The organism is Streptomyces sp. NPDC005141, from assembly GCF_053599975.1.
Map to the genome: position 1 here is coordinate 1 of NZ_JBSFYW010000047.1, position 21,737 is coordinate 21,737.

At 71.3% G+C, this 21,737-nt stretch carries 21 protein-coding genes; 10 read left to right on the forward strand and 11 right to left on the reverse strand.

From position 1 onward, the window contains the following. Nucleotides 1–513: 513 nt before the first annotated feature. Nucleotides 514–1,731: a phosphoserine phosphatase SerB gene (gene serB, locus ACWD68_RS29825; RefSeq protein WP_451809559.1), complete on the forward strand. Its 1,218-nt coding sequence runs from the start codon at nucleotides 514–516 to the stop codon at nucleotides 1,729–1,731. Nucleotides 1,732–1,800: 69 nt separating this feature from the next. On the opposite strand, the gene ACWD68_RS29830 is transcribed toward serB, so the two are convergent. From ACWD68_RS29830 to ACWD68_RS29845, 4 genes are all read right to left on the reverse strand, one after another. Next, on the reverse strand, nucleotides 1,801–2,319 hold the full coding sequence (locus tag ACWD68_RS29830; protein ID WP_451809560.1) for a SixA phosphatase family protein: 519 nt from the start codon (nucleotides 2,317–2,319) through the stop codon (nucleotides 1,801–1,803). 332 nt (nucleotides 2,320–2,651) lie between these two features. Further along, nucleotides 2,652–2,867 carry a hypothetical protein gene (locus tag ACWD68_RS29835; RefSeq protein WP_451809561.1) on the reverse strand — a complete coding sequence of 72 codons (216 nt, stop codon included), beginning with the start codon at nucleotides 2,865–2,867 and terminating at the stop codon, nucleotides 2,652–2,654. A gap of 265 nt (nucleotides 2,868–3,132) precedes the next feature. Next, nucleotides 3,133–3,249, reverse strand: a complete 117-nt coding sequence (locus ACWD68_RS29840) for an SGM_5486 family transporter-associated protein (protein WP_451809562.1) — start codon at nucleotides 3,247–3,249, stop codon at nucleotides 3,133–3,135. A 71-nt stretch (nucleotides 3,250–3,320) separates the two neighbouring features. After that, nucleotides 3,321–4,631, reverse strand: a complete 1,311-nt coding sequence (locus ACWD68_RS29845; RefSeq protein ID WP_451809563.1) for a CynX/NimT family MFS transporter — start codon at nucleotides 4,629–4,631, stop codon at nucleotides 3,321–3,323. A 100-nt stretch (nucleotides 4,632–4,731) separates the two neighbouring features. On the opposite strand from ACWD68_RS29845, the gene ACWD68_RS29850 reads away from it, so the two are divergent. Then, entirely contained in the window at nucleotides 4,732–5,445 is a 714-nt protein-coding gene (locus ACWD68_RS29850; protein ID WP_451809564.1) for a FadR/GntR family transcriptional regulator, read from the forward strand. A gap of 3 nt (nucleotides 5,446–5,448) precedes the next feature. On the opposite strand, the gene ACWD68_RS29855 is transcribed toward ACWD68_RS29850, so the two are convergent. The 3 genes from ACWD68_RS29855 to fabG all read right to left on the reverse strand — a co-directional run bounded on the left by ACWD68_RS29855 (nucleotide 5,449) and on the right by fabG (nucleotide 7,437). After that, nucleotides 5,449–5,805, reverse strand: a complete 357-nt coding sequence (locus tag ACWD68_RS29855) for a hypothetical protein (protein ID WP_451809565.1) — start codon at nucleotides 5,803–5,805, stop codon at nucleotides 5,449–5,451. Between the two features lie 154 nt (nucleotides 5,806–5,959). Beyond that, entirely contained in the window at nucleotides 5,960–6,727 is a 768-nt protein-coding gene (fabI, locus tag ACWD68_RS29860; protein ID WP_451809566.1) for an enoyl-ACP reductase FabI, read from the reverse strand. 5 nt (nucleotides 6,728–6,732) lie between these two features. Continuing rightward, nucleotides 6,733–7,437, reverse strand: coding sequence for a 3-oxoacyl-[acyl-carrier-protein] reductase (gene fabG, locus ACWD68_RS29865; protein WP_451809567.1), 705 nt, complete (start codon nucleotides 7,435–7,437; stop codon nucleotides 6,733–6,735). A gap of 249 nt (nucleotides 7,438–7,686) precedes the next feature. Between fabG and ACWD68_RS29870 the strand changes: the two genes are divergently transcribed. The 3 genes from ACWD68_RS29870 to tyrS all read left to right on the forward strand — a co-directional run bounded on the left by ACWD68_RS29870 (nucleotide 7,687) and on the right by tyrS (nucleotide 12,000). After that, nucleotides 7,687–9,210, forward strand: coding sequence for a TldD/PmbA family protein (locus tag ACWD68_RS29870; RefSeq protein WP_451809568.1), 1,524 nt, complete (start codon nucleotides 7,687–7,689; stop codon nucleotides 9,208–9,210). Nucleotides 9,211–9,292: 82 nt separating this feature from the next. Then, the gene (locus ACWD68_RS29875; RefSeq protein WP_451809569.1) at nucleotides 9,293–10,687 is read left to right on the forward strand and encodes a metallopeptidase TldD-related protein; all 1,395 of its coding nucleotides are present in this window, start codon (nucleotides 9,293–9,295) and stop codon (nucleotides 10,685–10,687) included. A 44-nt stretch (nucleotides 10,688–10,731) separates the two neighbouring features. Continuing rightward, nucleotides 10,732–12,000, forward strand: coding sequence for a tyrosine--tRNA ligase (tyrS, locus tag ACWD68_RS29880; RefSeq protein ID WP_451809570.1), 1,269 nt, complete (start codon nucleotides 10,732–10,734; stop codon nucleotides 11,998–12,000). 145 nt (nucleotides 12,001–12,145) lie between these two features. Here the strand turns inward: tyrS and ACWD68_RS29885 are convergent, their stop codons facing one another. Beyond that, nucleotides 12,146–12,421 carry a GlsB/YeaQ/YmgE family stress response membrane protein gene (locus ACWD68_RS29885; RefSeq protein WP_266757179.1) on the reverse strand — a complete coding sequence of 92 codons (276 nt, stop codon included), beginning with the start codon at nucleotides 12,419–12,421 and terminating at the stop codon, nucleotides 12,146–12,148. 244 nt (nucleotides 12,422–12,665) lie between these two features. Between ACWD68_RS29885 and ACWD68_RS29890 the strand changes: the two genes are divergently transcribed. After that, nucleotides 12,666–13,052 (forward strand): DUF3099 domain-containing protein, encoded by a 387-nt coding sequence (locus ACWD68_RS29890; protein ID WP_451809617.1) that lies wholly within the window; start codon nucleotides 12,666–12,668, stop codon nucleotides 13,050–13,052. A gap of 338 nt (nucleotides 13,053–13,390) precedes the next feature. Beyond that, nucleotides 13,391–13,645 (forward strand): hypothetical protein, encoded by a 255-nt coding sequence (locus ACWD68_RS29895; protein WP_451809571.1) that lies wholly within the window; start codon nucleotides 13,391–13,393, stop codon nucleotides 13,643–13,645. A 52-nt stretch (nucleotides 13,646–13,697) separates the two neighbouring features. Here ACWD68_RS29895 and moaA read toward each other — a convergent pair whose 3' ends face one another. The 3 genes from moaA to ACWD68_RS29910 all read right to left on the reverse strand — a co-directional run bounded on the left by moaA (nucleotide 13,698) and on the right by ACWD68_RS29910 (nucleotide 16,850). After that, complete coding sequence (gene moaA, locus ACWD68_RS29900) at nucleotides 13,698–14,687, reverse strand: GTP 3',8-cyclase MoaA (protein WP_451809572.1); 990 nt, start codon at nucleotides 14,685–14,687, stop codon at nucleotides 13,698–13,700. A 172-nt stretch (nucleotides 14,688–14,859) separates the two neighbouring features. Continuing rightward, entirely contained in the window at nucleotides 14,860–16,497 is a 1,638-nt protein-coding gene (locus tag ACWD68_RS29905; protein ID WP_385697388.1) for a solute symporter family protein, read from the reverse strand. Beyond that, complete coding sequence (locus ACWD68_RS29910) at nucleotides 16,494–16,850, reverse strand: DUF485 domain-containing protein (protein ID WP_451809573.1); 357 nt, start codon at nucleotides 16,848–16,850, stop codon at nucleotides 16,494–16,496. The genes ACWD68_RS29905 and ACWD68_RS29910 overlap by 4 nt, the downstream gene beginning before the upstream one ends. A gap of 380 nt (nucleotides 16,851–17,230) precedes the next feature. On the opposite strand from ACWD68_RS29910, the gene ACWD68_RS29915 reads away from it, so the two are divergent. From ACWD68_RS29915 to ACWD68_RS29925, 3 genes are all read left to right on the forward strand, one after another. Beyond that, the gene (locus tag ACWD68_RS29915) at nucleotides 17,231–18,757 is read left to right on the forward strand and encodes a S8 family peptidase (RefSeq protein WP_451809574.1); all 1,527 of its coding nucleotides are present in this window, start codon (nucleotides 17,231–17,233) and stop codon (nucleotides 18,755–18,757) included. Nucleotides 18,758–18,862: 105 nt separating this feature from the next. Next, nucleotides 18,863–20,263 (forward strand): CoA transferase, encoded by a 1,401-nt coding sequence (locus ACWD68_RS29920; RefSeq protein WP_451809575.1) that lies wholly within the window; start codon nucleotides 18,863–18,865, stop codon nucleotides 20,261–20,263. A 332-nt stretch (nucleotides 20,264–20,595) separates the two neighbouring features. Continuing rightward, the gene (locus tag ACWD68_RS29925; protein WP_451809576.1) at nucleotides 20,596–21,645 is read left to right on the forward strand and encodes a CopD family protein; all 1,050 of its coding nucleotides are present in this window, start codon (nucleotides 20,596–20,598) and stop codon (nucleotides 21,643–21,645) included. Nucleotides 21,646–21,737 lie beyond the last annotated feature (92 nt).

Here is a 21,737-nt window from a genome sequence, read left to right on the forward strand (position 1 = left end):
CGCTGGATCAGACGTGGGTCCAGGAGGGAACCGCTGCTCGATCCGGACGTAAGCGACGGACATCAGGGATGTACCGGCACGGCCCCTCCCGTGCGATCCCGGCTGTGGGTACATCGCGGTCGGGGCACCCCTTCCGTGCGCTTTCGGCTGCGGGGGCAAGATCCAGCCCCTCCGGCGTTTGAGGAGCGGGGGCTGGGGCGGAGCCCCAGGAACGGGACGGGTAGGGGCGGAGGGGGCGAAAGACGGTTGTGGGGTCCGGGAGACCCAGGGTCCGGTGGTTCGGGGGGTCCGGGGGGCCAGGGGGCCAGGGGGCCAGGGGGTCGGGAGACCCAGGGTTCGATGGTTCGGGGCCCGGGAGTCGGGGCGGGGGTGGTTGTGGGTTGGTGACGTGCCTCGTGAGGGGGAGCGGCAAGTTTTCACCGGTGGGCCGGTTGGGTGTCACCCAGTGTTCCGTGTCCGCTAGGCGGACCGGGCGGGCGGGCGGCACTGGGTGCCGGATACGGTGGGAGCACCATGAGCGCTTCGCAGACCTCTGATGTGCCCACCCTTCTCGTCAAGATCTTCGGCAAGGACCGGCCGGGCATCACGGCCGGACTCTTCGACACCCTCGCCGCCTGGTCCGTCGACGTCGTCGACATCGAGCAGGTCGTCACCCGCGGCCGGATCGTGCTGTGCGCGCTCGTGACCGAGCCGCCCGCCGGCCTCGAAGGCGATCTGCGGGCCACCGTCCACAGTTGGGCGGAATCGATGAAGATGCAGGCGGAGATCATCTCCGGCCTCGGCGACAACCGTCCGCGCGGATCCGGACGTTCGCTGGTCACGGTGCTCGGGCACCCCCTCACCGCGGAGTCGACGGCCGCCATCGCCGCGCGGATCACGAAGACCGGCGGCAACATCGACCGCATCTTCCGGCTGGCCAAGTACCCGGTGACGGCGGTCGAGTTCGCCGTGTCCGGAACGGAGACCGAGGCACTGCGCACCGCGCTGGTGACCGAGGCCGCGGCACTCGGCGTGGACATCGCCGTGGTGGCCGCGGGCCTGCACCGACGGGCCCAGCGCCTTGTCGTGATGGATGTGGACTCCACACTCATCCAGGACGAGGTGATCGAGCTCTTCGCCGCGCACGCCGGATGCGAGGACGAGGTCGCCGGGGTCACCGCGGCCGCGATGCGGGGTGAGCTGGACTTCGAGCAGTCCCTGCACGCTCGTGTCGCGCTCCTCGAAGGGCTGGACGCGTCGGTGGTGCAGAAGGTGCGTGAGGAAGTGCGGCTCACGCCGGGCGCACGCACCCTGATTCGTACGCTGAAGCGGCTCGGCTTCCAAGTCGGCGTCGTCTCCGGCGGGTTCACGCAGGTGACCGACGATCTGAAGGAGCGGCTCGGGCTCGACTTCGCCCAGGCCAACACGCTGGAGATCGTCGACGGGAAGCTGACCGGCCGGGTCACCGGGGAGATCGTGGACCGGGCGGGCAAGGCGCGGCTGCTGCGCCGGTTCGCCGCCGAGGCCGGGGTGCCGCTGGCCCAGACCGTGGCGATCGGCGACGGTGCCAACGATCTCGACATGCTCAACGCCGCCGGCCTCGGGGTCGCGTTCAACGCCAAGCCGGTGGTGCGCCAGGCCGCGCACACCGCGGTGAACTTCCCGTTCCTCGACACGGTCCTGTATCTGCTGGGCGTCACCCGTGAAGAGGTCGAGGCCGCCGACATGCACGAGGACGACAACACCCACTGAGTGACGTCCTACGACGGACGGGGCCCGGCACCGTGGTGGTGCCGGGCCCCCGTCGACGTAGGGGTGGGTTCACTCCGTCGGCGCCCAGTAGTCGGTCAGGGCGGCCGATCCGGGCTCCAGGGATTTCCAGGGGCCGTCGAAGGAGAGCACCGCGAAAGCGGCGGTGTGGAAGCCATGGGCGTTCATCCGGGCGCGGGTGTCGCCCTCGGCCCGGCCCGCGAGGATGTCGGCGAGGCCGTGTACGCCCGGGTTGTGACCGATGAGGATCACGTTCGTCGCGTCGTCCGGGGTTTCGTTCAGCACGGCGATCAGCTCGCCGGGCGAGGCTTCGTAGAGCCGCTCCTCATAGACCGTTTTCGGCCGGTGCGGGAGCTCCTGGACGGCGTGCTTCCACGTCTCGCGGGTCCGGATCGCGGTGGAGCAGAGGGCCAGGTCGAAGGGGATGCCGGTGTCGGCCAGCCTGCGTCCGGCGACGGCGGCGTCCATGCGGCCCCGGTCGGCGAGCGGCCGCTCATGGTCGGACATCTGCGGCCAGTCGGCTTTCGCATGCCGGAAGAGGACAATCCTGCGGGGTTCTGCGACGCTCATGCGTCCCAGCTTCGCACGAAACATGCCATGGGGCGCAGGGAGTTGATGCGCTCCCCCGACGGGGGTGACGCCCTGCCCCGTCAGGGGTGATGCCGTACCCCTTCAGGGGTGAAGCGGTCTACCCGGGGGGCGGGGCGGCGCCCGTCTTTGTGGGAGGGCGCGGTTCGGCGGCGGGGAGGGGGCGGAGGACGATTCGGGGGTCGTACGGCTGTGCCGGTGAGGTCTGCCGTGGTGGCACGGGTTGCCGTGGTGAGCCGGTGACGTGGCCGGCGGGCCGAGTGGTGGGGCTCAGGGGCGCCCGGGGGTGCGACGGGGCGCGGGGGCGGCGCGGCTCACGGGGTGTTGTCCAGCACCGCTTGCTGGATGCGTTCGAACAGATGCGTGATCGCCGGGTCGCTGCCCGCGGCGTGCGCGTCCGCCGGGTTGAGGATCATGAGCAGCAGGGTGACGAAGGCGAGCACGGGCAGGGCGAGGGCCCACCAGCGCAGTCGGATGTCCACGCGGCCCGTGGTCGCCGGGTGGGGCCGGGTGTGCGTATGGGCCGACATGCCGCCTCCGCGAGTCTTCGAATGGTCCCGGGGCCGCCTCTCGCGTCCCCAACTCGAAACTACGGACTCCGCGGTCCTCAACCCATCCGGTGATCCACCCACTTGACCCTGACACTCACCCCCTAGGGGACGGGGGGTTAGCCCTACCTCCGGGCCCGAAGGCGGGTCGCCGTCGGGGACGGCGTGTCCTGGAGGGGCGGGCGGGGCTCACGGCACGGATGCCGCGGCGGTCAGTGCGGCGCCGACGGCCGCGGGGCTTCGCCGGTCACGGCGACGCGATGGACGCGATGATGCCGATGATCACCGTGATGGCCAGCATCGCGCCGAGCACGATCAGCAGCTTCTTCTGGCTGTTCTGGGGGTTCGGGTCGAGCACAGGCATGCCGCAAGTCTCGCACCCCGGGTGCGCCGGGCCGCCGCCGGGGCCCGGTTGCCGGGCCGGCCGGGTGGCGGTCAGCCCGCCGCCTCGTCCTCCACCGTGCGGTCGCGGCCCGCCAGGATGCCGACGCCGATCTGCGGGATCATCAGCGCCGCCATCATCGCGAGCGGCAGGCCCCAGCCGCCGCTGTGCTGGTAGAGCACACCCACGAGCAGGGGGCCCGGGATCGAGAGCAGATAGCCGGTGCTCTGGGCGAACGCCGACAGCTTGACGACACCCGCGCCGGTCCGGGCCCGCATGCCGACCATGGTGAGGGCCAGCGGAAAGGCACAGTTGGAGACGCCGAGCAGCAGGGCCCAGGCCCAGGCACCCGCCGCCGGTGCCAGATAGAGGCCCGCGTAGCCGGCGAGCCCGCAGACGCCGAGGGCGACCACGATGGGGCCCTGGTGGGGCAGGCGGGTGGCGAGGCGCGGGATGACGAAGGCCAGCGGCACGCCCATCACCATGGTGACGGCGAGGAGCAGTCCGGCGGTGCCGGCGGCGACGCCCGCGTCGCGGAAGATCTGTGCCATCCAGCCCATCGTGATGTAGGCGGCGGTGGCCTGGAGGCCGAAGAAGACGGCGAGCGCCCAGGCCGTAGGGCTGCGGGTGATGCGCAGTCCGTCGGGCTCGTGCCGGGAGGTGTCGGCCCCGGCGGGCGCAGGGTCATCGGGGCGGGACACGGCGCCCCGCGCGCGTACGAGCGGAATCCACGGGAGGACGGCCGCCGCCGCGAGTCCGGCCCAGACCACGAGCCCGGACTGCCAGGCGCCTCCCAGGGCGCCGGTCATGGGGACGGTCACCGCGGCCGCGGCCGAGGTGCCGAGCGCGAGGGCCATCGAGTACAGGCCCGTCATGGACCCGACCCGGTCGGGGAACCAGCGCTTGACGATGACCGGCATCAGGACGTTGCTGACGGCGATGCCCATGAGCGCGAGCGCGCTGGCGGCCAGGAAGCCGGCCGTGCCCCCGATGTACGGCCGCAGGGCCAGGCCCGTCGTGATGGCGACCATGCCCGCGCAGACGACGACGGCGGGCCCGAAGCGGCGGGCGAGCCGCGGTGCCGTCACGCCGAAGACGGCGAAGCACAGGGGCGGTACGGAGGTGAGCAGTCCGGCGACGCCGCCGCTCATGCCGAGCCCGTCGCGCACCTCCTCGAGGAGGGCGCCGAGGCTGGTGATGGCCGGGCGCAGGTTGAGCGCGGTGAGGACGATGCCGACGACCATGAGCCGCGTCGTCCACGCGCGCGTGGCGGGCGTTCCGGGTGTCGTGCTCTCGGTGGAGCGATGTATCGCTGAGGACGTCATCGTCGTCCGGGTCTCCTCGGGGGCCATGCTCCCCATCATAGAATCATGGGATGATTGGCTGTCCAATCCCGCTGCGTTAATCTCCGGATCCTGTAGCCCCGCGCGAACGACCACACTCGGGCCCGTACGAAGGACCGTCATGCCGCTGAGCCATCCCCGCCGTTCGGCCCTGTCCGAGCAGGTCATCTCCGAGCTGCGGAACCAGATCACCTCGGGCGAGTGGCCGGTGGGCTCCCGTATCCCCACCGAGCCGGAGCTCGTCGACCAGCTCGGCGTCGCCCGCAACACGGTGCGCGAGGCCGTCCGGGCGCTCGCCCACAACGGGCTGCTGGACATCCGGCAGGGTTCCGGCACCTACGTCGTGGCGACCAGCGAGCTGGCGGGCGTGATGCACCGCCGGTTCGCGGACGCCGACCCGCGGCACATCGCCGAACTGCGTTCCACCCTGGAGTCGAGTGCCGCGAGGCTGGCCGCCGAGCGGCGCACCGAGCGCGATCTCAAGCAGCTGGACGCGCTCCTCGTACGCCGGGAGGAGGCTTGGGAGTCGGGTGACGCGGAGGCCTTCGTGGCCGCCGACGCGACCTTCCACATGGCGGTGGTGGCCGCGTCCCGCAACGACGTCATGACGGCGATGTACGCGGATCTGGGCGAGGTGCTGCGCGACTGGCTGCGCGAGGACGTCGGCAAGGAACTGACGCCGGAGACGTACATGGACCACGCCCGGCTGGTCGACGCGATCCGCACGGGCGACGCGGAGGCCGCGGCCACGGAGGCCGCGAGCTATCCGTTCCAGTGCAGGCCGGGACGGCCGGGCGGTCAGGGGCGGGCGCAGGGCCTCAGCCCCGGCGGCTGACCGTCAGGTCCCGTGGGTGATCCAGGCCGCGCGGACCTCCTTCCAGCACCGGCCGGTCAGCCGCACCGTGGCCGCGGGCCCCACGTCGACCGGGGCGCCGTCGGTGTCGATGTCCCACCAGCGGGCGCACTCGACGTGCAGCCGGACGCGGTCGGTGTCCACATAGGGGTTGTGGCAGTACGCGACGACATGGGAGCCGGTGACCGTGATCCGGCACGCGGCGCCGAACGGCTGGGGCGCGGTGGGCCGGGACCCCGCGTTCGTGCTCTCCACGCGCGGGTGGGGCATCGCGTCGTACGGCACGGCCATCACCAGAGCGACAGCGGCGAACACCGGGGCAAAACGGCGGGACAGGCGCACAAGGGGACCTCCTCGGCCGTACGGCTGCGGGGCGGTGCGTTCTCCCAGCCTGCGGGCCACGGGGTCGGGGCCGCCCGGCTGAATGGGCCGAACGGGCGACGCCCCGCTCCCCGCGCGCTGCGGGAAACGGGGCGTCGATGCCGTGCGTAAGCGTTTACGCGCCGATGGCGTGCAGACCGCCGTCCACGTGGATGATCTCGCCCGTGGTCTTCGGGAACCAGTCACTCAGCAGCGCGACGACACCGCGGCCGGCCGGCTCGGGGTCCTTGAGGTCCCACTCCAGGGGCGCGCGCGAGTCCCAAACGGCGGCGAGCTCGCTGAAGCCCGGGATGGACTTGGCGGCCATGGAGCCGATCGGGCCCGCCGAGATGAGGTTGGAGCGCACGTTCTGCTTGCCCAGGTCACGGGCGAGGTAGCGGTTGGTGGCCTCCAGGGCGGCCTTGGCCGGACCCATCCAGTCGTACTGCGGCCAGGCGTACTGCGCGTCGAAGGTGAGGCCGACGACGGAGCCGCCGTTCTGCATCAGCGGCAGGCAGGCCATGGTCAGCGACTTCAGGGAGAACGCCGAGACGTGCATGGCCGTGGCGACCGACTCGAACGGCGTGTTGAGGAAGTTGCCGCCGAGGGCGTCCTGCGGCGCGAAGCCGATGGAGTGCACGACGCCGTCGAGGCTGCCCAGCTCCTCGCCGACGACATCGGCGAGACGGCCGAGGTGCTCGTCGTTGGTGACGTCGAGCTCGATGACCTTCGTGGGCTTCGGGAGCTTCCTGGCGATGCGCTCGGTCAGCGTGGGCCGCGGGAACGCGGTCAGGATGATCTCGGCGCCCTGCTCCTGGGCCAGCTTGGCGGTGTGGAAGGCGATGGAGGACTCCATCAGCACACCGGTGATGAGGACGCGCTTGCCCTCGAGAATTCCGCTCATGGTGATCAGTGACCCATTCCCAGTCCGCCGTCAACCGGGATGACGGCTCCAGTGATGTACGAGGCGTCGTCCGAGGCGAGGAACCGCACCGTCGCGGCGATCTCCTCGGGCTGCGCGTAGCGGCCCAGCGGCACCTGAGACACGATGTTCGCGCGCTGCTCGTCGGTGAGCGTCTGCGTCATGTCGGTGTCGACGAAGCCGGGCGCGACGACGTTGAAGGTGATGTTGCGCGAGCCGAGTTCCCGGGCGAGCGACCGCGCGAAGCCGACAAGGGCGGCCTTGGACGCGGCGTAGTTCGCCTGCCCCGCGGAGCCGAGCAGCCCGACGACCGACGAGATGAGGACGACGCGGCCCTTCTTGGCCCGCAGCATGCCGCGGTTGGCTCGCTTGACGACGCGGAAGGTGCCGGTGAGGTTCGTGTCGATGACCGAGGTGAAGTCCTCCTCGGACATGCGCATCAGCAGCTGGTCCTTGGTGACGCCCGCGTTGGCGACCAGGACCTCGACCGGGCCGTGCTCGGCCTCGATCTCCTTGTAGGCCTGCTCCACCTGCTCGGTGTCGGTGATGTCGCACTTGACCGCCAGGAAGCCGGCCGGCGGCTCACCGGACCGGTACGTGATCGCGACCTTGTCGCCTGCGTCGGCGAACGCGCGGGCGATGGCGAGGCCGATGCCCCGGTTGCCTCCGGTGACGAGAACCGAGCGGCTCAACGGATCACCCTTTCGATAGCGGACTGAAACCCCTGCAATACAGGCGCCTTCCTCGAAAACCTATCGGTCCGCTCGGCCTCTCAGAGAATCGGGCACCGACAGTGGGTTCGTGTGCCTGCTGTCGGATCCCTACAGAAAGCCGAGGCGGTTAGGCCGAAAGACGCGCCCGGTGACGGCAAAGGCGTGGCCGCCGGGCCCGCCCGCGCGACATGATCGGACCCGACGGGCCACGACAGCAGGGAGACCTCGGTGCCTCATTCCATCGACGAAGCCTTCACGGCGCTACCGCTGCGCGCACTCGCCGACGCCGCGCTCGCGCGGGCGCGGGCGCTGGGCGCCGACCACGCGGACTTCCGGTTCGAGCGGGTGCGCAGCGCGTCCTTGCGGCTGCGCGACGCCAAGCCGGCCGGGTCGTCGGACACCACCGACCTGGGGTACGCGGTACGGGTCGTGCACGGCGGCACCTGGGGGTTCGCGTCGGGCGTGGACCTGACGATGGACGCGGCCGCGAAGGTCGCCTCACAGGCCGTGGCGATGGCGAAGCTGTCGGCCCAGGTCATCAAGGCGGCCGGTTCCGACGAGCGGGTGGAGCTGGCCGGGGAGCCGGTGCACGCCGAGAAGACGTGGGTCTCGTCGTACGAGATCGATCCCTTCTCCGTGCCGGACGAGGAGAAGGCGGGGCTGCTCGCGGACTGGAGCGGGCGGCTGCTGGCGGCCGACGGTGTCAGCCATGTCGACGCGTCGCTGCTGACCGTGCACGAGAACAAGTTCTACGCCGACACCGCCGGGACCGTGACCACGCAGCAGCGGGTGCGGCTGCATCCGCAGCTCACCGCGGTCGCCGTCGACGAGTCCAGCGGCGAGTTCGACTCGATGCGGACGATCGCGCCGCCCGTCGGGCGCGGCTGGGAGTACCTGCGGGGCACCGGCTGGGACTGGGACTCCGAGCTGGAACGGATTCCCGGGCTGCTCGCGGAGAAGATGCGGGCGCCGAGCGTCGAGGCGGGGGTGTACGACCTCGTCGTCGACCCGTCCAACCTGTGGCTGACCATCCACGAGTCCATCGGGCACGCCACCGAGCTGGACCGCGCGCTCGGCTACGAGGCCGCGTACGCCGGGACGTCCTTCGCCACCTTCGACCAGCTCGGCAAGCTCAGGTACGGCTCCGAGCTGATGAACGTGACCGGCGACCGGACCGCCGAGCACGGCCTGGCGACCGTCGGGTACGACGACGAGGGCGTCGCGGGCCAGTCCTGGGACCTGGTGAAGGACGGCACGCTCGTCGGCTACCAGCTGGACCGGCGGATCGCGAAGCTGACCGGCTTCGACCGTTCCAACGGATGCGCGTACGCCGACTCCCCCGGGCATGTGCCCGTGCAGCGCATGGCCAACGTGTCCCTCCAGCCGGACCCCGGCGGGCTGGCCACCGAGGACCTGATCGGGGGCGTCGACCGCGGCATCTACGTCGTCGGCGACCGGTCCTGGTCCATCGACATGCAGCGCTACAACTTCCAGTTCACCGGTCAGCGTTTCTTCAAGATCGAGAACGGCCGGATCACGGGTCAGCTGCGCGATGTCGCGTACCAGGCGACGACCACCGACTTCTGGGGTTCGATGGCCGCGGTGGGCGGCCCGCAGACGTATGTCCTCGGCGGCGCCTTCAACTGCGGCAAGGCCCAGCCGGGCCAGGTCGCCGCGGTGTCGCACGGCTGTCCGTCCGCCCTCTTCAAGGGTGTCAACATCCTCAACACCACGCAGGAGGCCGGTCGATGAGCGCTCACCGCGGAGTCGGCCGGGGGTCCGGGGGTCGGCCCCCGGGAAAGCACAGTCTCAACACCATGCAGGAGGCCGGTCGATGAGCGCCCGTACGAGCAAGCCCCACGAGGTCGTCGAGCGCGCCCTCGAACTGTCCCGCGCCGACGGCTGTGTGGTGATCGCCGACGAGGAGTCCACCGCCAACCTGCGCTGGGCGGGCAACGCGCTCACCACGAACGGGGTCACCCGCGGCCGCACGCTCACCGTGATCGCCACCGTCGACGGCCGCGAGGGCACCGCGTCCGGTGTGGTCTCGCGCTCGGCCGTGACCGCCGACGAGCTGGAGCCGCTGGTGCGGGCGGCCGAGGCCGCGGCACGGGGCGCCGGTCCCGCCGAGGACGGCCGGCCACTGGTCACAGGCGTGCCGGAGTCCCCCGACTTCACGGACGCGCCCGCGGAGACCTCCTCCAGCGTCTTCGCCGACTTCGCGCCGGCGCTCGGCGAATCGTTCGCACGCGCGCGTGCGGGCGGCCGCGAGCTGTACGGCTTCGCCAATCACGAGCTCGTCTCCAGCTACCTCGGGACGTCGACGGGACTGCGGCTGCGGCACGACCAGCCGAACGGCACGCTGGAACTCAACGCCAAGTCCCCGGACCGTACGCGCTCGGCCTGGGCCGGACGCTCGACGCGGGACTTCAAGGACGTCGACCCGGCGGCGATGGACGCGGAACTGGCCGTACGGCTGGGCTGGGCGCAGCGGCGCATCGACCTGCCCGCCGGGCGCTACGAGACGCTGCTGCCGCCGACGGCCGTGGCGGACCTGCTGATCTACCAGCTGTGGTCGGCCGCCGCCCGGGACGCGGCGGAGGGCCGGACGGTCTTCAGCAAGCCCGGGGGCGGCACCCGGATCGGCGAGCGGCTCTCGGAGCTGCCGCTGACGCTCCGCAGCGACCCGAACGAGCCGGGCCTCGAGTGCGCTCCCTTCGTGCTCACGCACTCCTCCGGCGACGACGCCTCCGTGTTCGACAACGGGTTGCCGCTGAAGGCCACCGACTGGATCCGCGAGGGCGAGCTGCGGCATCTGTCCACCACCCGGCACAGTGCCGACCTGACCGGGCTGCCGGTGACGCCGTCGATCGGGAACCTCGTTCTCGACGGCGGCGAGGACCGCTCGCTGGAGGAGATGGTCGCCGCCACCGAGCGGGGTCTGCTGCTGACCTGCCTCTGGTACATCCGTGAGGTCGATCCGGCGACGCTGCTGCTGACCGGGCTCACCCGGGACGGCGTCTACCTCGTCGAGAACGGCCAGGTCGTGGGCGAGGTGAACAACTTCCGGTTCAACGAGTCGCCCGTGGGCCTGCTGGGACGGGCCGTGGAGGCGGGGCGGACGGAAAAGACGCTGCCCCGGGAATGGAGCGACTGGTTCACCAGGGCTGCGATGCCCGCCCTGCGGGTGCCGGACTTCAATATGAGCTCTGTCAGCCAGGGCGTATAACCTCGTACCTGATTCACGAGACCACCCAAGGAGATACGAGAACCGTGACGGACATCGTCGACGAGCTGAAGTGGCGGGGACTGTTCTCCCTGTCCACTGACGAAGATGCATTGCGCAAGGCGCTCGCGGACGGTCCCGTCACGTTCTATTGCGGCTTCGACCCGACCGCGGCCAGCCTGCACGTAGGTCACCTGGTGCAGGTGCTCACCATGCGTCGCCTCCAGCAGGCGGGGCTGCGCCCGCTCGCCCTGGTCGGCGGGGCGACGGGCCAGATCGGTGACCCGCGCCCGACGGCCGAGCGCACACTGAACGACCCGGAGACGGTCGCGAACTGGGTGACGCGCCTGCGCTCGCAGATCGAGCCGTTCCTGTCCTTCGAGGGCGAGAACGCCGCGGTCATGGTGAACAACCTCGACTGGACGGCCGGTCTGTCGGCCATCGAGTTCCTGCGGGACATCGGCAAGCACTTCCGCGTCAACAAGATGCTGACGAAGGACTCGGTGGCCCGTCGCCTGGAGTCCGAGGAGGGCATCAGCTACACGGAGTTCAGCTACCAGCTGCTGCAGGGCATGGACTTCCTGGAGCTGTACCGACGCTACGGCTGTACGTTGCAGCAGGGCGGCAGCGACCAGTGGGGCAACCTCACCGCGGGCCTGGACCTGATCCACCGCCTGGAGCCCGGGGCCCACGTGCACGCGCTGGCGACGCCGCTGATGACCAAGGCGGACGGCACCAAGTTCGGCAAGACCGAGGGCGGCGCCATCTGGCTCGACCCCGAGATGACGACGCCGTACGCCTTCTACCAGTTCTGGCTGAACGTGGACGACCGGGACGTCTCGACGTACCTGCGGATCCTGTCGTTCAGGTCGCCCGAGGAACTCGAGGAGCTGGAGAAGCAGACCGAGGAGCGTCCCCAGGCCCGTGCCGCCCAGCGCGCGCTGGCCGAGGAGCTGACGACGCTGGTGCACGGCGCCGACCAGACGGCCGCCGTGATCGCGGCGTCCAAGGCCCTCTTCGGGCAGGGCGAGCTGACCGGGCTCGACGAGCGGACGCTCAGCGCGGCCCTGTCCGAGGTGCCGCACATCCAGGTCGCCGAGGCGGGTCTCGTCGTGGACCTCTTCGCGGAGGTCGGCCTGGTGGCCAGCAAGTCCGCCGCGCGCCGCACGGTCAAGGAGGGCGGGGCGTACGTGAACAACGTGAAGGTCGCCGCCGATGACGCGGTCCCCGCCAAGGAGGACCTGCTGCACGGACGCTGGCTGGTGCTGCGCCGGGGCAAGAAGAGCCTGGCCGCGGTCGAGGTCACGGGCGTCTGAGGCCCGCACCGCACACGGGAAGGGGGGCGGCTCCCCGACGGGAGCCGCCCCCTTCGCCGTACCGCGCTACTTCGCGCCGTGTCCCGGAACAGTCGGGCGGCCGGGCAGTCGGCCGCGGTCTCAGGTCGTGTCCCGGCCGCCGGTCTCAGGCCTTCGCCTTGTCGCCCCGTACGGCCATGTAGAGCATGTCGCCGAGGAACACGAGGACGATCGCGGCGGCCAGCTGCAGCGCGTGCCGGCCCCAGTCGATGCCCCTGGTCTCGGCGATGCCGATGCCCCGGGCGATCGCGTTGCCGACGATCGCTCCGAGGATGCCGAAGATGGTGGTCAGCCAGAGGGGGCTGTGCTGCTTGCCGGGAATGATCGCCTTGGCGATCAGGCCCAGCACGAACCCGACGATGATCGCCCACAACCAGCCCATGTCTGCCTCCTAGTGCCGCTCTCTGTGAGCAGTACCGTCAGTTTCTTGCCGTCCGCCATACGGCGCATGTCGGGCGGAGCCATACGCGCTACGACGCACCGTGTCCACCCGGCCGGGACCTGCCCCGGTCTCGAAGGCGGCGCAGGCGCGGCGTACCGTGGAAGGAGTCCGGGCCCACTTCCTCGACGGGTTCGTACCGGGTACGGACCGGGGAGCGTCCGACGCAGGCGGGTGGTGGAGCGTGATCAGGAAGCACAGCAACGTCCAGGTCTTCCGGATCACCGGAGCCAGGCAGGGACTGGACGACGACATCCGCGGCCGGCAGCGCCGCTACGTCATCTCCATGTCCGTCCGTACGGTGTCCGTGATTCTGGCGGCCACCCTGTGGAACGTCGAACGCCACGTCGCGATCGTCGCTCTGGTCCTCGGGCTTGTCCTGCCGTACATCGCCGTGGTCATCGCCAACGCGGGCCGCGAGAACGCGCCCTCGCTCCCCTCGACGTTCGTCACCGCGCCGTCGCGTCCGATGATCACGCCGCCGGGGGCGGACGCCTCCGGGGACTCGGTTCCCCAGGACTCCGCGGCCGATCCCGGGGTGCCGTTGCGGACCGAACCGCACGATCTGAGCTGAGGCCGAGCCGGGCTCGGTCCGCCCCCCCGAACGTGCTGCGGACCCTTGCCGAACCGGCCCTGTGACAGCGTCGGATGATCCTCCGAAAACGGAATATCGCGGCCCGACAAGCTCAAGAAAAGCTCAGATCAATCATGTTGTTCCAGTGCCGGGCGGCGGGTCACCCGTGACATACTTCGTACGCGCTCCGCATCCCCCGTCGGAGCGACAGACCGACGCCGGGCAGCTCCCCCCGTGGCTGCTCGGCGTCGCCTTTATGTGCGACAGGGGTCGCTTCCGCGGACAGTCGGCCGACCGTGCGGAACGCGTGATGTGAAGCCTCGGCTAGGGTCGGCAGGGTGAACCTGAACGCCCCCGGCTCCGATCCCGTCTCCCCCGTCTGCTCGGCCAAGGCCTGCCGTGCGGACGCCGTGTGGGTGCTCGCCTGGAACAACCCGAAGCTGCACACGCCCGAGCGCAGGAAGACCTGGCTCGCGTGCGAGGAGCATCGCGAGCACCTGTCGCAGTTCCTCGGTGTGCGCGGGTTCCTGAAGGACGTCGTGAAGCTGGACGAGTGGGAGACTTCCCGGCCGGTGGAGCGCGGCGAGGACTAGGACCTGCGCGTCTCCGCCGTGATCGACCGGACAGGTCCTGGGCGACGGGCTGTCAGCCGCCGATCGCCGACATCGGGCGGTCGGGCTGGACGAACGACGGGTCGTCCAGGCCCGCTCCCGCCTTCTTGCCCCACATCGCGACGCGCCAGATGCGGGCGATCTCCTCGTCGGGCGCGCCCGAGCGCAGCGCGGCGCGCAGATCGGTCTCCTCGGTCGCGAACAGACAGGTGCGCACCTGGCCGTCGGCGGTGAGGCGGGTGCGGTCGCAGGCCGAGCAGAACGGACGGGTGACCGAGGCGATCACGCCGACGCGCTGCGGGCCGCCGTCGACGATCCAGCGCTCGGCGGGTGCGGAACCCCGCTCGTCGGCGCCTTCCTCGGTGAGCTCGAAGCGGGTGCGCAGCGAGGTCAGGATGTCTCCGGCGGTGACCATGCCGTCGCGCTTCCAGCCGTGCTGGGCGTCCAGGGGCATCTGCTCGATGAAGCGGAGTTCGTAGTCGTGCCGCACGGCCCAGGCCAGCAGGTCCGGGGCTTCGTCGGCGTTCAGGCCCGGCATCAGGACCGAGTTGACCTTGACAGGGGTCAGGCCGACGTCGCGGGCGGCTTCGAGCCCCTCGATGACGTCCTTGTGGCGGTCACGGCGGGTGAGGGTCTTGAAGACGTCGGGGCGCAGGGTGTCCAGCGAGACGTTCACCCGGTCCAGGCCCGCGGCCTTCAGGGCGGCCGCGGTGCGCTTGAGGCCGATGCCGTTGGTCGTGAGGGACATCTGGGGGCGGGGAGCGAGAGCCGCGACCCGCTCGACGATGCCGACGAGGCCGGGGCGCAGCAGGGGCTCGCCTCCGGTGAAACGGACCTCTTCGATGCCGAGGCCGGTGACCGCTATCTCTATCAGGCGGACGATCTCGTCGTCCGTGAGCAGATCGGGCTTGGCCAGCCACTGCAGGCCCTCTTCGGGCATGCAGTACGTACAGCGGAGGTTGCACCGGTCCGTCAGTGAGACGCGCAGGTCGGTGGCCACTCGGCCGTAGGTGTCGATGAGCACGTAGGCCCCCTCCCTCGTTGCCGATCACATTTCCCGGACACCTGTGAGCCTACGTGACGGGACTGACGACGACAGTGGCCCGATTCCACGAGACGCGGCGCGGGCCCGTCGTAGGGACCTCCTAGTGGTGATCCACCAGTGGCCCACGACGAGCCCGCGCGATGCCGGTGCCTCAGTGCGCTCCGGTGCCCGTCAGGGAGCGGACCTCCAGCTCGGCGTACTTCCCGGCGTCCGGCTCCTCCTTGGACAGGAAGGTGCCCAGCCAGCCCAGCAGGAAGCCGACCGGGATGGAGATGAGGCCCGGGTTCTCCAGCGGGAACCAGTGGAAGTCGACGTCCGGGAACATCGAGGTGGGCTTGCCGGAGACCACCGGCGAGAACAGCACCAGGCCGACCGCCGTGACCAGACCGCCGTAGATCGACCAGAGCGCGCCCTGGGTGGTGAACTTCTTCCAGAACAGGCTGTAGAGGATCGTCGGCAGGTTGGCGGAGGCGGCGACCGCGAAGGCGAGCGCGACGAGACCGGCGACGTTGAGGTCGCGGGCGAGGGCGCCGAGCAGGATCGACACGGCACCGATGCCGACCGTCGCGTACCGGGCGGCCCGCATCTCCTGCTTCTCCGAGGCCTGTCCCCTCTTGATGACGTTCGCGTAGATGTCGTGCGCGAACGACGAGGACGAGGCCAGCGTCAGTCCCGCGACGACCGCGAGGATGGTGGCGAAGGCGACGGCCGAGATGGTGGCGAGCAGGATCGCGCCCCAGCTGGAGTCGACGCCGCCGAGGTGCAGGGCGAGCAGGGGTGCGGCCGTGTTGCCCGCCTTGTTGGAGGCGATGATCTCGTCCGGCTTGATCAGCGCGGCGGCGCCGAAGCCGAGGGCGAGGGTCATCAGGTAGAAGGCGCCGATGAGGCCGATCGCCCAGTTGACCGACTTCCGCGCGGTCTTGGCCGTGGGCACGGTGTAGAAGCGGATCAGGATGTGCGGCAGGCCCGCGGTGCCGAGGACCAGCGCCATGCCGAGGGAGATGAAGTCCAGCTTGGTGGTGGAGGTGGCGCCGTACTTGAGGCCGGGTTCCAGGAAGGGGGAGCCCTTGCCGCTGTTCTCGGCCGCCTTGCCGAGCAGGTCGGAGATGTTGAAGTTGAACTTCAGCAGCACCAGGAAGGTGAGCAGCAGGGCGCCGGCGATCAGCAGGACCGCCTTGACCATCTGCACCCAGGTGGTGCCCTTCATGCCGCCGATGGTGACGTACACGATCATCAGGACGCCGACGAGCGCGACGATGCCGACCTTTCCGGCGTCGCTGGTGATGCCGAGGAGCAGCGAGACGAGGACGCCCGCGCCCGCCATCTGGGCCAGCAGGTAGAAGATCGACACGACGATGGTGGAGGTGCCCGCGGCCGTACGGACCGGGCGCTGGCGCATGCGGTAGGCGAGGACGTCGCCCATCGTGTAGCGGCCGGAGTTGCGCAGCGGTTCGGCGACCAGGAGCAGGGCCACCAGCCAGGCGACCAGGAAGCCGATCGAGTAGAGGAAGCCGTCGTAGCCGAAGAGGGCGATCGCGCCGGCGATGCCGAGGAAGGACGCGGCGGACATGTAGTCGCCGGAGACGGCGAGTCCGTTCTGGAAGCCGGTGAACTGGCGTCCGCCCGCGTAGAAGTCGGCGGCGTCCTTGGTCTGGCGGCCCGCCCAGACGGTGATGACGAGGGTCGCGGCGACGAACACCGCGAACAGGGTGATGATCAGCGGGCGGTGCTCGCTCGCCTCGCCCGCGGCCAGCAGGGTCGTGTGCGCGGTGGTCTGTACGGAGCTCATGCGCCGCCCTCCATCCGGGACTTGATGGCCTCGGCCTTGGGGTCGAGCTGACTGGCGGCGTGCCGCGAGTACCAGAAGGCGATGAGGAACGTGGTGAGGAACTGGGCGAGGCCGAGCACCAGGGCGACGTTGACGTTGCCGAACAGCTTGGTGCCCATGAAGTCGCCCGCGTAGTTCGAGAGCAGCACGTACAGCAGGTACCAGAGGATGAATCCGACGGTCAGCGGAAAGGCGAAGGAGCGGTGGGAGCTGCGGAGTTCACCGAACTCGGCACTTTCCTGCATCTCGATGAACGCCTCGGTGGAAGGAAGAGGGGTTCCGGTTTTCGAGGGTGGCGGTGCGTCGGTGGCCACGGTGTCTCCTCGCGTTGCGGGTGCGGATACGACGGTGGACGGGGGCGAGTCGGGGCTCGCCGACGGGGACGGGGGCGGTTCGGGTACGGACATGCGGCTTCGACCTCACAGTGGCGTGGGTCACGTCACGGGGTGCGACGACGCGCATCCGTTGCGTGATCCGAACAGGGGGCTCGATCGTCCACGGGCTCCCTGCTCAAGGTCACGGCGCCACGCGTGGACCGGTTCAACTCCCCCGACTTCTTTCGGAAGTCGTCGCCGCAAGTCATTGCTGGCCCGGGCGGCTGGAGGATAGCTTCGGCCTGCACATTCCGTCATGTACCTGCCCGAGCACCATCCGTGTTCGGGCAGCTCGGTTTTCCGGATGATGTGGAGATCCCATGGCTCATCTGCGTTCCAGACGCCGTCTCGCCCTCGCCGTGCCGGTCGTTCTGTCGCTCACCGCCTCACTCGGTTTCCTGCCGGGTGTCGCGTCGGCCGCCCCTCTCACCGCGCCCGCCGCGACGACCGCGGACGGGCCGAACCTCTCGTACGTGGTCAACACGAAGACGGACCACCGCACGATCGAGTCGGTGAAGAAGGCGATCGGCGCGGCCGGCGGCAGTGTCGTCATCGCCTACGAGCAGATCGGCGTGATCGTCGTCCACTCGGCGAACCCGGACTTCGGCCGGCAGATCCGGGCGGCGCGCGGGGTGCAGTCGGCCGGCGCCACCCGCACCTCGCCGCTGGCCCCCGCGGCGACGACGGACGAGGGCGCGGCGCAAGTGCTGTCGGCCGCCGAGGCCGCCAGGGTCGCGAAGACCGCCGGTGTCGGCGAGGAGCCCCTCGAGGCCGACCAGTGGGATCTGCGCGCGATAGGCGCCGACAAGGCGGCCGCGATCAACCCGGGCAGCAAGAAGGTGACCGTCGCCGTGATCGACGTCGGCGTCGACGACACGCACCCGGACATCGCACCGAACTTCTCCCCCTCGCAGTCCGCGAACTGTGTGGGCGGCAAGCCGGACACCTCCTACGGTGCCTGGCGCCCGGTGGACGCCGACCACTACCACGGCACGCATGTCGCGGGAGAGATCGCGGCGGCCCGCAACGGCATCGGCGTCGCGGGTGTCGCGCCCGGCGTGAAGGTATCCGGCATCACCGTGGCCGAGCCCGACTCCACCCAGCTGTTCTTCCCGGAGAGCGTCGTGTGCGCCTTCGTGTTCGCCGCCGACCACGGCGTCGAGATCACCAACAACAGCTACTACGTGGACCCGTGGCTCTACAACTGCCTCGACGATCCCGATCAGAAGGCCATCGTCGACGCCGTCAACCGCGCCCAGCTGTACGCCCAGAAGAAGGGCACCCTGAACGTCGCCGCGGCGGGCAACTCCAACGACGACCTCGACGCGGACGCGCTGACCGACGCCTCGAGCCCCGATGACTCGACCCCGACCACGCGGACCGTCGACCCGCACAAGTGCTTCGACATTCCGACCCAGTTGCCCGGTGTCGTCACGGTCTCCTCGACCGGCGTCAAGGGAGCCAAGTCGTACTTCTCCAGCTACGGCGACGGCGTCATCGACGTCGCGGCGCCCGGCGGCGACCGCTACCAGATCCCGGACACGCCGTCGAAGAACGGCCGCATCCTGTCCACGATGCCGAACAACCAGTACGCCTACCTCCAGGGCACCTCGATGGCGACGCCGCACGTGGCCGGTGTGGCCGCGCTGCTGAAGTCCAAGTACCCCTGGGCGACGCCCGCTCAGCTCCAGGTCCTCCTCAAGGCCCAGGCGGACAACCCGGGTTGCCCGACGGCCCCGTACGACGGGAACGGCGACGGCGTCGTCGACGCGACCTGCGTGGGCGGCAAGCGCGTGAACGGTTTCTACGGATTCGGCATCGTCAACGCCCTGCGGGCGGTCAAGTAACACCTGCCGATGTCCCATGGCCCCGGCCCGCCCCCGCGGCGGCCGGGGCCGTGTCGTCCCAGGGCACCTCCCCTGTTGATCGAGTCCACGCTGCATAGTGCCGGTATGACGCATTCACCGATGGCCGCCGCATGGGAGGAGCTGGGCGGGGACCCCGCGCTGCTCCCCGGGGTTTCGACCGTGGTGCGTGCGGGTGGGCTGGAAGCCCGGCTGCCCGTACGTGAGTTGGCGCGCGCCTGCGTGGGCGTGTGCGCGCTGGCCGCCGCCGAGTTGGGGGCCCGCCGGGCCGGGCTCGCACAGGTGCCGCGGGTCGGCGTGGACGACGGCGCCGTCGCCACGGCGTTCGTCAGCGAACGGCATCTGACGATCGACGGGCGCACACCTGTCTCCTTCGCACCGCTGTCCCGGTTCTGGCCGACCGCGGACGGCTGGGTGCGGACGCACGCCAACTATCCGCATCACCGGGCGCGGCTGCTGGACGCGTTGGGCGCGGCGCAGGACGCGACCGTGGAGGACGTGGCCGGTGCGCTCGCCGGGCGGTCCGCGCGGGAGGTCGAGGAGACGGTGTACGCCGCGGGTGGACTCGCCGTCGCGCTGCGCACGGCGAAGGAGTGGGCCGCGCACGAACAGGGCCTCGCCGTGGCGCGGCGGCCGTTGATCGAGCGCGGCCGGTCGGGCACCGCGGGCGCGCGTGCCCTCGCCCCGCTCGACGGAGGCGCGCCGCTGCCCGCCGCCGGGGTTCGCGTCCTGGACCTGACCCGGGTCATCGCGGGCCCGGTCGCCACCCGCACGCTCGCCCTGCTGGGCGCCGACGTACTGCGCGTGGACACGCCGGGGCTGCCGGAGGACCCGGACGCGCACGCGGACACGGGCTTCGGAAAGCGCTCGACGGTGCTGGACCTGGCGGCCGACCGGCCCACCTTCGACGGACTGCTGGCGGCGGCGGACGTCGTCGTCACCGGGTACCGGCCCGGCGCCCTGGACCGCTTCGGGCTCTCCCCCGAGGCGCTGGCCGAGCGCAGCCCCGGACTGATCGTGGCGCAGTTGTCGGCGTGGGGGACGTACGGGCCCTGGGGCGAGCGGCGGGGCTTCGACAGTCTGGTGCAGGTGGCCACCGGGATCGCCGTGACGGAGGGATCGCCGGAACGCCCCGGTGCGCTGCCCGCGCAGGCCCTCGACCACGGCACCGGGTATCTGCTGGCGGCGGCCGTCCTGCGCGCGCTGACCGAGCGGGCGGAGGACGGCCGCGGGAGCCTCGTACGGCTGGCGCTGACGCGGACGGCGGCGTGGCTGACGGACGGGATCGAGCGGGGGGCTGCGCCCGGCGCGGCGACGGACCCCGCGGCATGGGCGCCGTACGACCGCCCGGACGCCTGGCTGTCCGAGCGGGACAGCCGCATCGGCCACCTCGGCCACGCCCTGCCCCCGGTCTCCTTCGCGGGCGGCCCCGCCGACTGGTCGCGCCCACCGGGACCTTGGGGGACGGACGCGGCCCGCTGGTGGTGAGCCGGGGCGTTGCCCGAGCCGCACGCCCTGGCACAGGGCCACCCGCCCTGGCGCCGAGCCGCACACCACGACGCCGGACCGGGCATCCCGGCGCCGGCCGACGTTGCCGGGCCGAACCGGGCGGACCGGACGCCGGACCGGACGCCGGGCCGGACGGTGTGGGGCGGTGCGGGGAGTGCGGGAGCCACGGCACCGCTCCCGCGCACCGCGTCGGGCCGCGTCGGGCCGCGTCGGGCCGCGCCAAGACCCCGTTTCCTCGCCCACTCGTCCTCGAACGCCCGACGGGCTACGGTGACTTGCCCGGATCCGTGACGGCTGGCGAGGATCGTGGGGTGACGTTGATACGACCGACGGCCGAGGCGGCGGACGCGAGCGGGGCGGCGCGACGGCACGCCACCCGCCGGGCCGTCGCCGTGCTCGCCCTGGTGGCCGTCGCGGCCCTGATCCCGCTGCTCGGCCCGAGCGCCGCGCTCACGGACACCGGAGAGGCCGCGGCGCCCGCCACCGGTGGCATCGCCCTGCTGCGGACGGTGCTGTTCGCGGCGCTCTGCGTCCCCGCGGGGGAACTGTTCGCGGCCCGGCTGGCACGCCGGGTGCCCGGAGCACCGCGGGTGGAGGCGCCGCGCAGCTGGGCGGCGTACGCGTCAGCCGCCGGGTTCGTCGTCGCACTGGGGCTGGCCTCGGTCGTGGCGACGGGCAATCTGCTGCCGCGTCATCTCTCCGACATGGACGTGGGCGGCCTCTACCAGACGCGGGACGGCAGACTGGCGCTCCTGGAGGTCAACGCGTTCGCGGTGGCCTGGCTCTGCGCCCGCTCACGACGGCCGGCCGCCCAGGTGTGGCCGTTGGCCGCGGTGGTGCTGGCGGAGGCGCTGCGCGCGCATCCTGCGACGGAGCACGGTGCGCCGGTCGGCTCGGCCCTGACGCTCGTTCATGTGACGTGCGCCGCGCTGTGGGCGGGCGGTCTGCTGCACGTCCTGCGGCTGCTGCGCCGATGGCGGGCCGCACCGGGCGGGGCCAACGGACCGGACGCGGACGGGAGTTCACCGGCCGGTCCCGCGCTGCTCGGCCTCTACGCGCGCGTGGCGGCCATTCTGTTGGCGGCGATCACGGTCACGGGCGTCTGGAGCGCGCTGCGCCGGATGCCGCCCGGCACGCTCGTGGACCAGCTGACGTCGACGGCGTACGGGCGCGCCCTGCTCGCGAAGGTCCTCCTCGTGGCCGCCGTCGCCGTCCTGGCCCTCTGGGCGCGGCTGCGGCTGCGCCGCGCGAGGGACCCGCTCAGCGCCTGCTCCCCCGCGCGCGCGGAGGTCGTGGCGCTGGGCGTGGTCGTCGCGGTGTCGGGCCTGCTGACGGCGCTGCCGCTGCCCATCCGGTGGTGAGGCCACCGCACGCCCGGTGGCACGTCCGCCAGCCGTCCGGTGGTGCGTCCGCCGTACCTCCGGTGGCACGTGCGCCGCCCGTCCGTGGTGGG

Bases quoted from the DNA above. Each gene is read 5' to 3' on its own strand.
- ACWD68_RS29915 (WP_451809574.1), top strand. From the start codon at position 17,231: ATGGCTCATCTGCGTTCCAGACGCCGTCTCGCCCTCGCCGTGCCGGTC.
- ACWD68_RS29840 (WP_451809562.1), bottom strand. From the start codon at position 3,249: ATGCCTGTGCTCGACCCGAACCCCCAGAACAGCCAGAAGAAGCTGCTG.
- ACWD68_RS29830 (WP_451809560.1), bottom strand. From the start codon at position 2,319: ATGAGCGTCGCAGAACCCCGCAGGATTGTCCTCTTCCGGCATGCGAAA.
- ACWD68_RS29845 (WP_451809563.1), bottom strand. From the start codon at position 4,631: ATGATGGGGAGCATGGCCCCCGAGGAGACCCGGACGACGATGACGTCC.
- fabI (WP_451809566.1), bottom strand. From the start codon at position 6,727: ATGAGCGGAATTCTCGAGGGCAAGCGCGTCCTCATCACCGGTGTGCTG.
- ACWD68_RS29835 (WP_451809561.1), bottom strand. From the start codon at position 2,867: ATGTCGGCCCATACGCACACCCGGCCCCACCCGGCGACCACGGGCCGC.
- ACWD68_RS29875 (WP_451809569.1), top strand. From the start codon at position 9,293: ATGAGCGCCCGTACGAGCAAGCCCCACGAGGTCGTCGAGCGCGCCCTC.
- serB (WP_451809559.1), top strand. From the start codon at position 514: ATGAGCGCTTCGCAGACCTCTGATGTGCCCACCCTTCTCGTCAAGATC.
- ACWD68_RS29920 (WP_451809575.1), top strand. From the start codon at position 18,863: ATGACGCATTCACCGATGGCCGCCGCATGGGAGGAGCTGGGCGGGGAC.
- ACWD68_RS29885 (WP_266757179.1), bottom strand. From the start codon at position 12,421: ATGGGCTGGTTGTGGGCGATCATCGTCGGGTTCGTGCTGGGCCTGATC.
- ACWD68_RS29905 (WP_385697388.1), bottom strand. From the start codon at position 16,497: ATGAGCTCCGTACAGACCACCGCGCACACGACCCTGCTGGCCGCGGGC.
- ACWD68_RS29850 (WP_451809564.1), top strand. From the start codon at position 4,732: ATGCCGCTGAGCCATCCCCGCCGTTCGGCCCTGTCCGAGCAGGTCATC.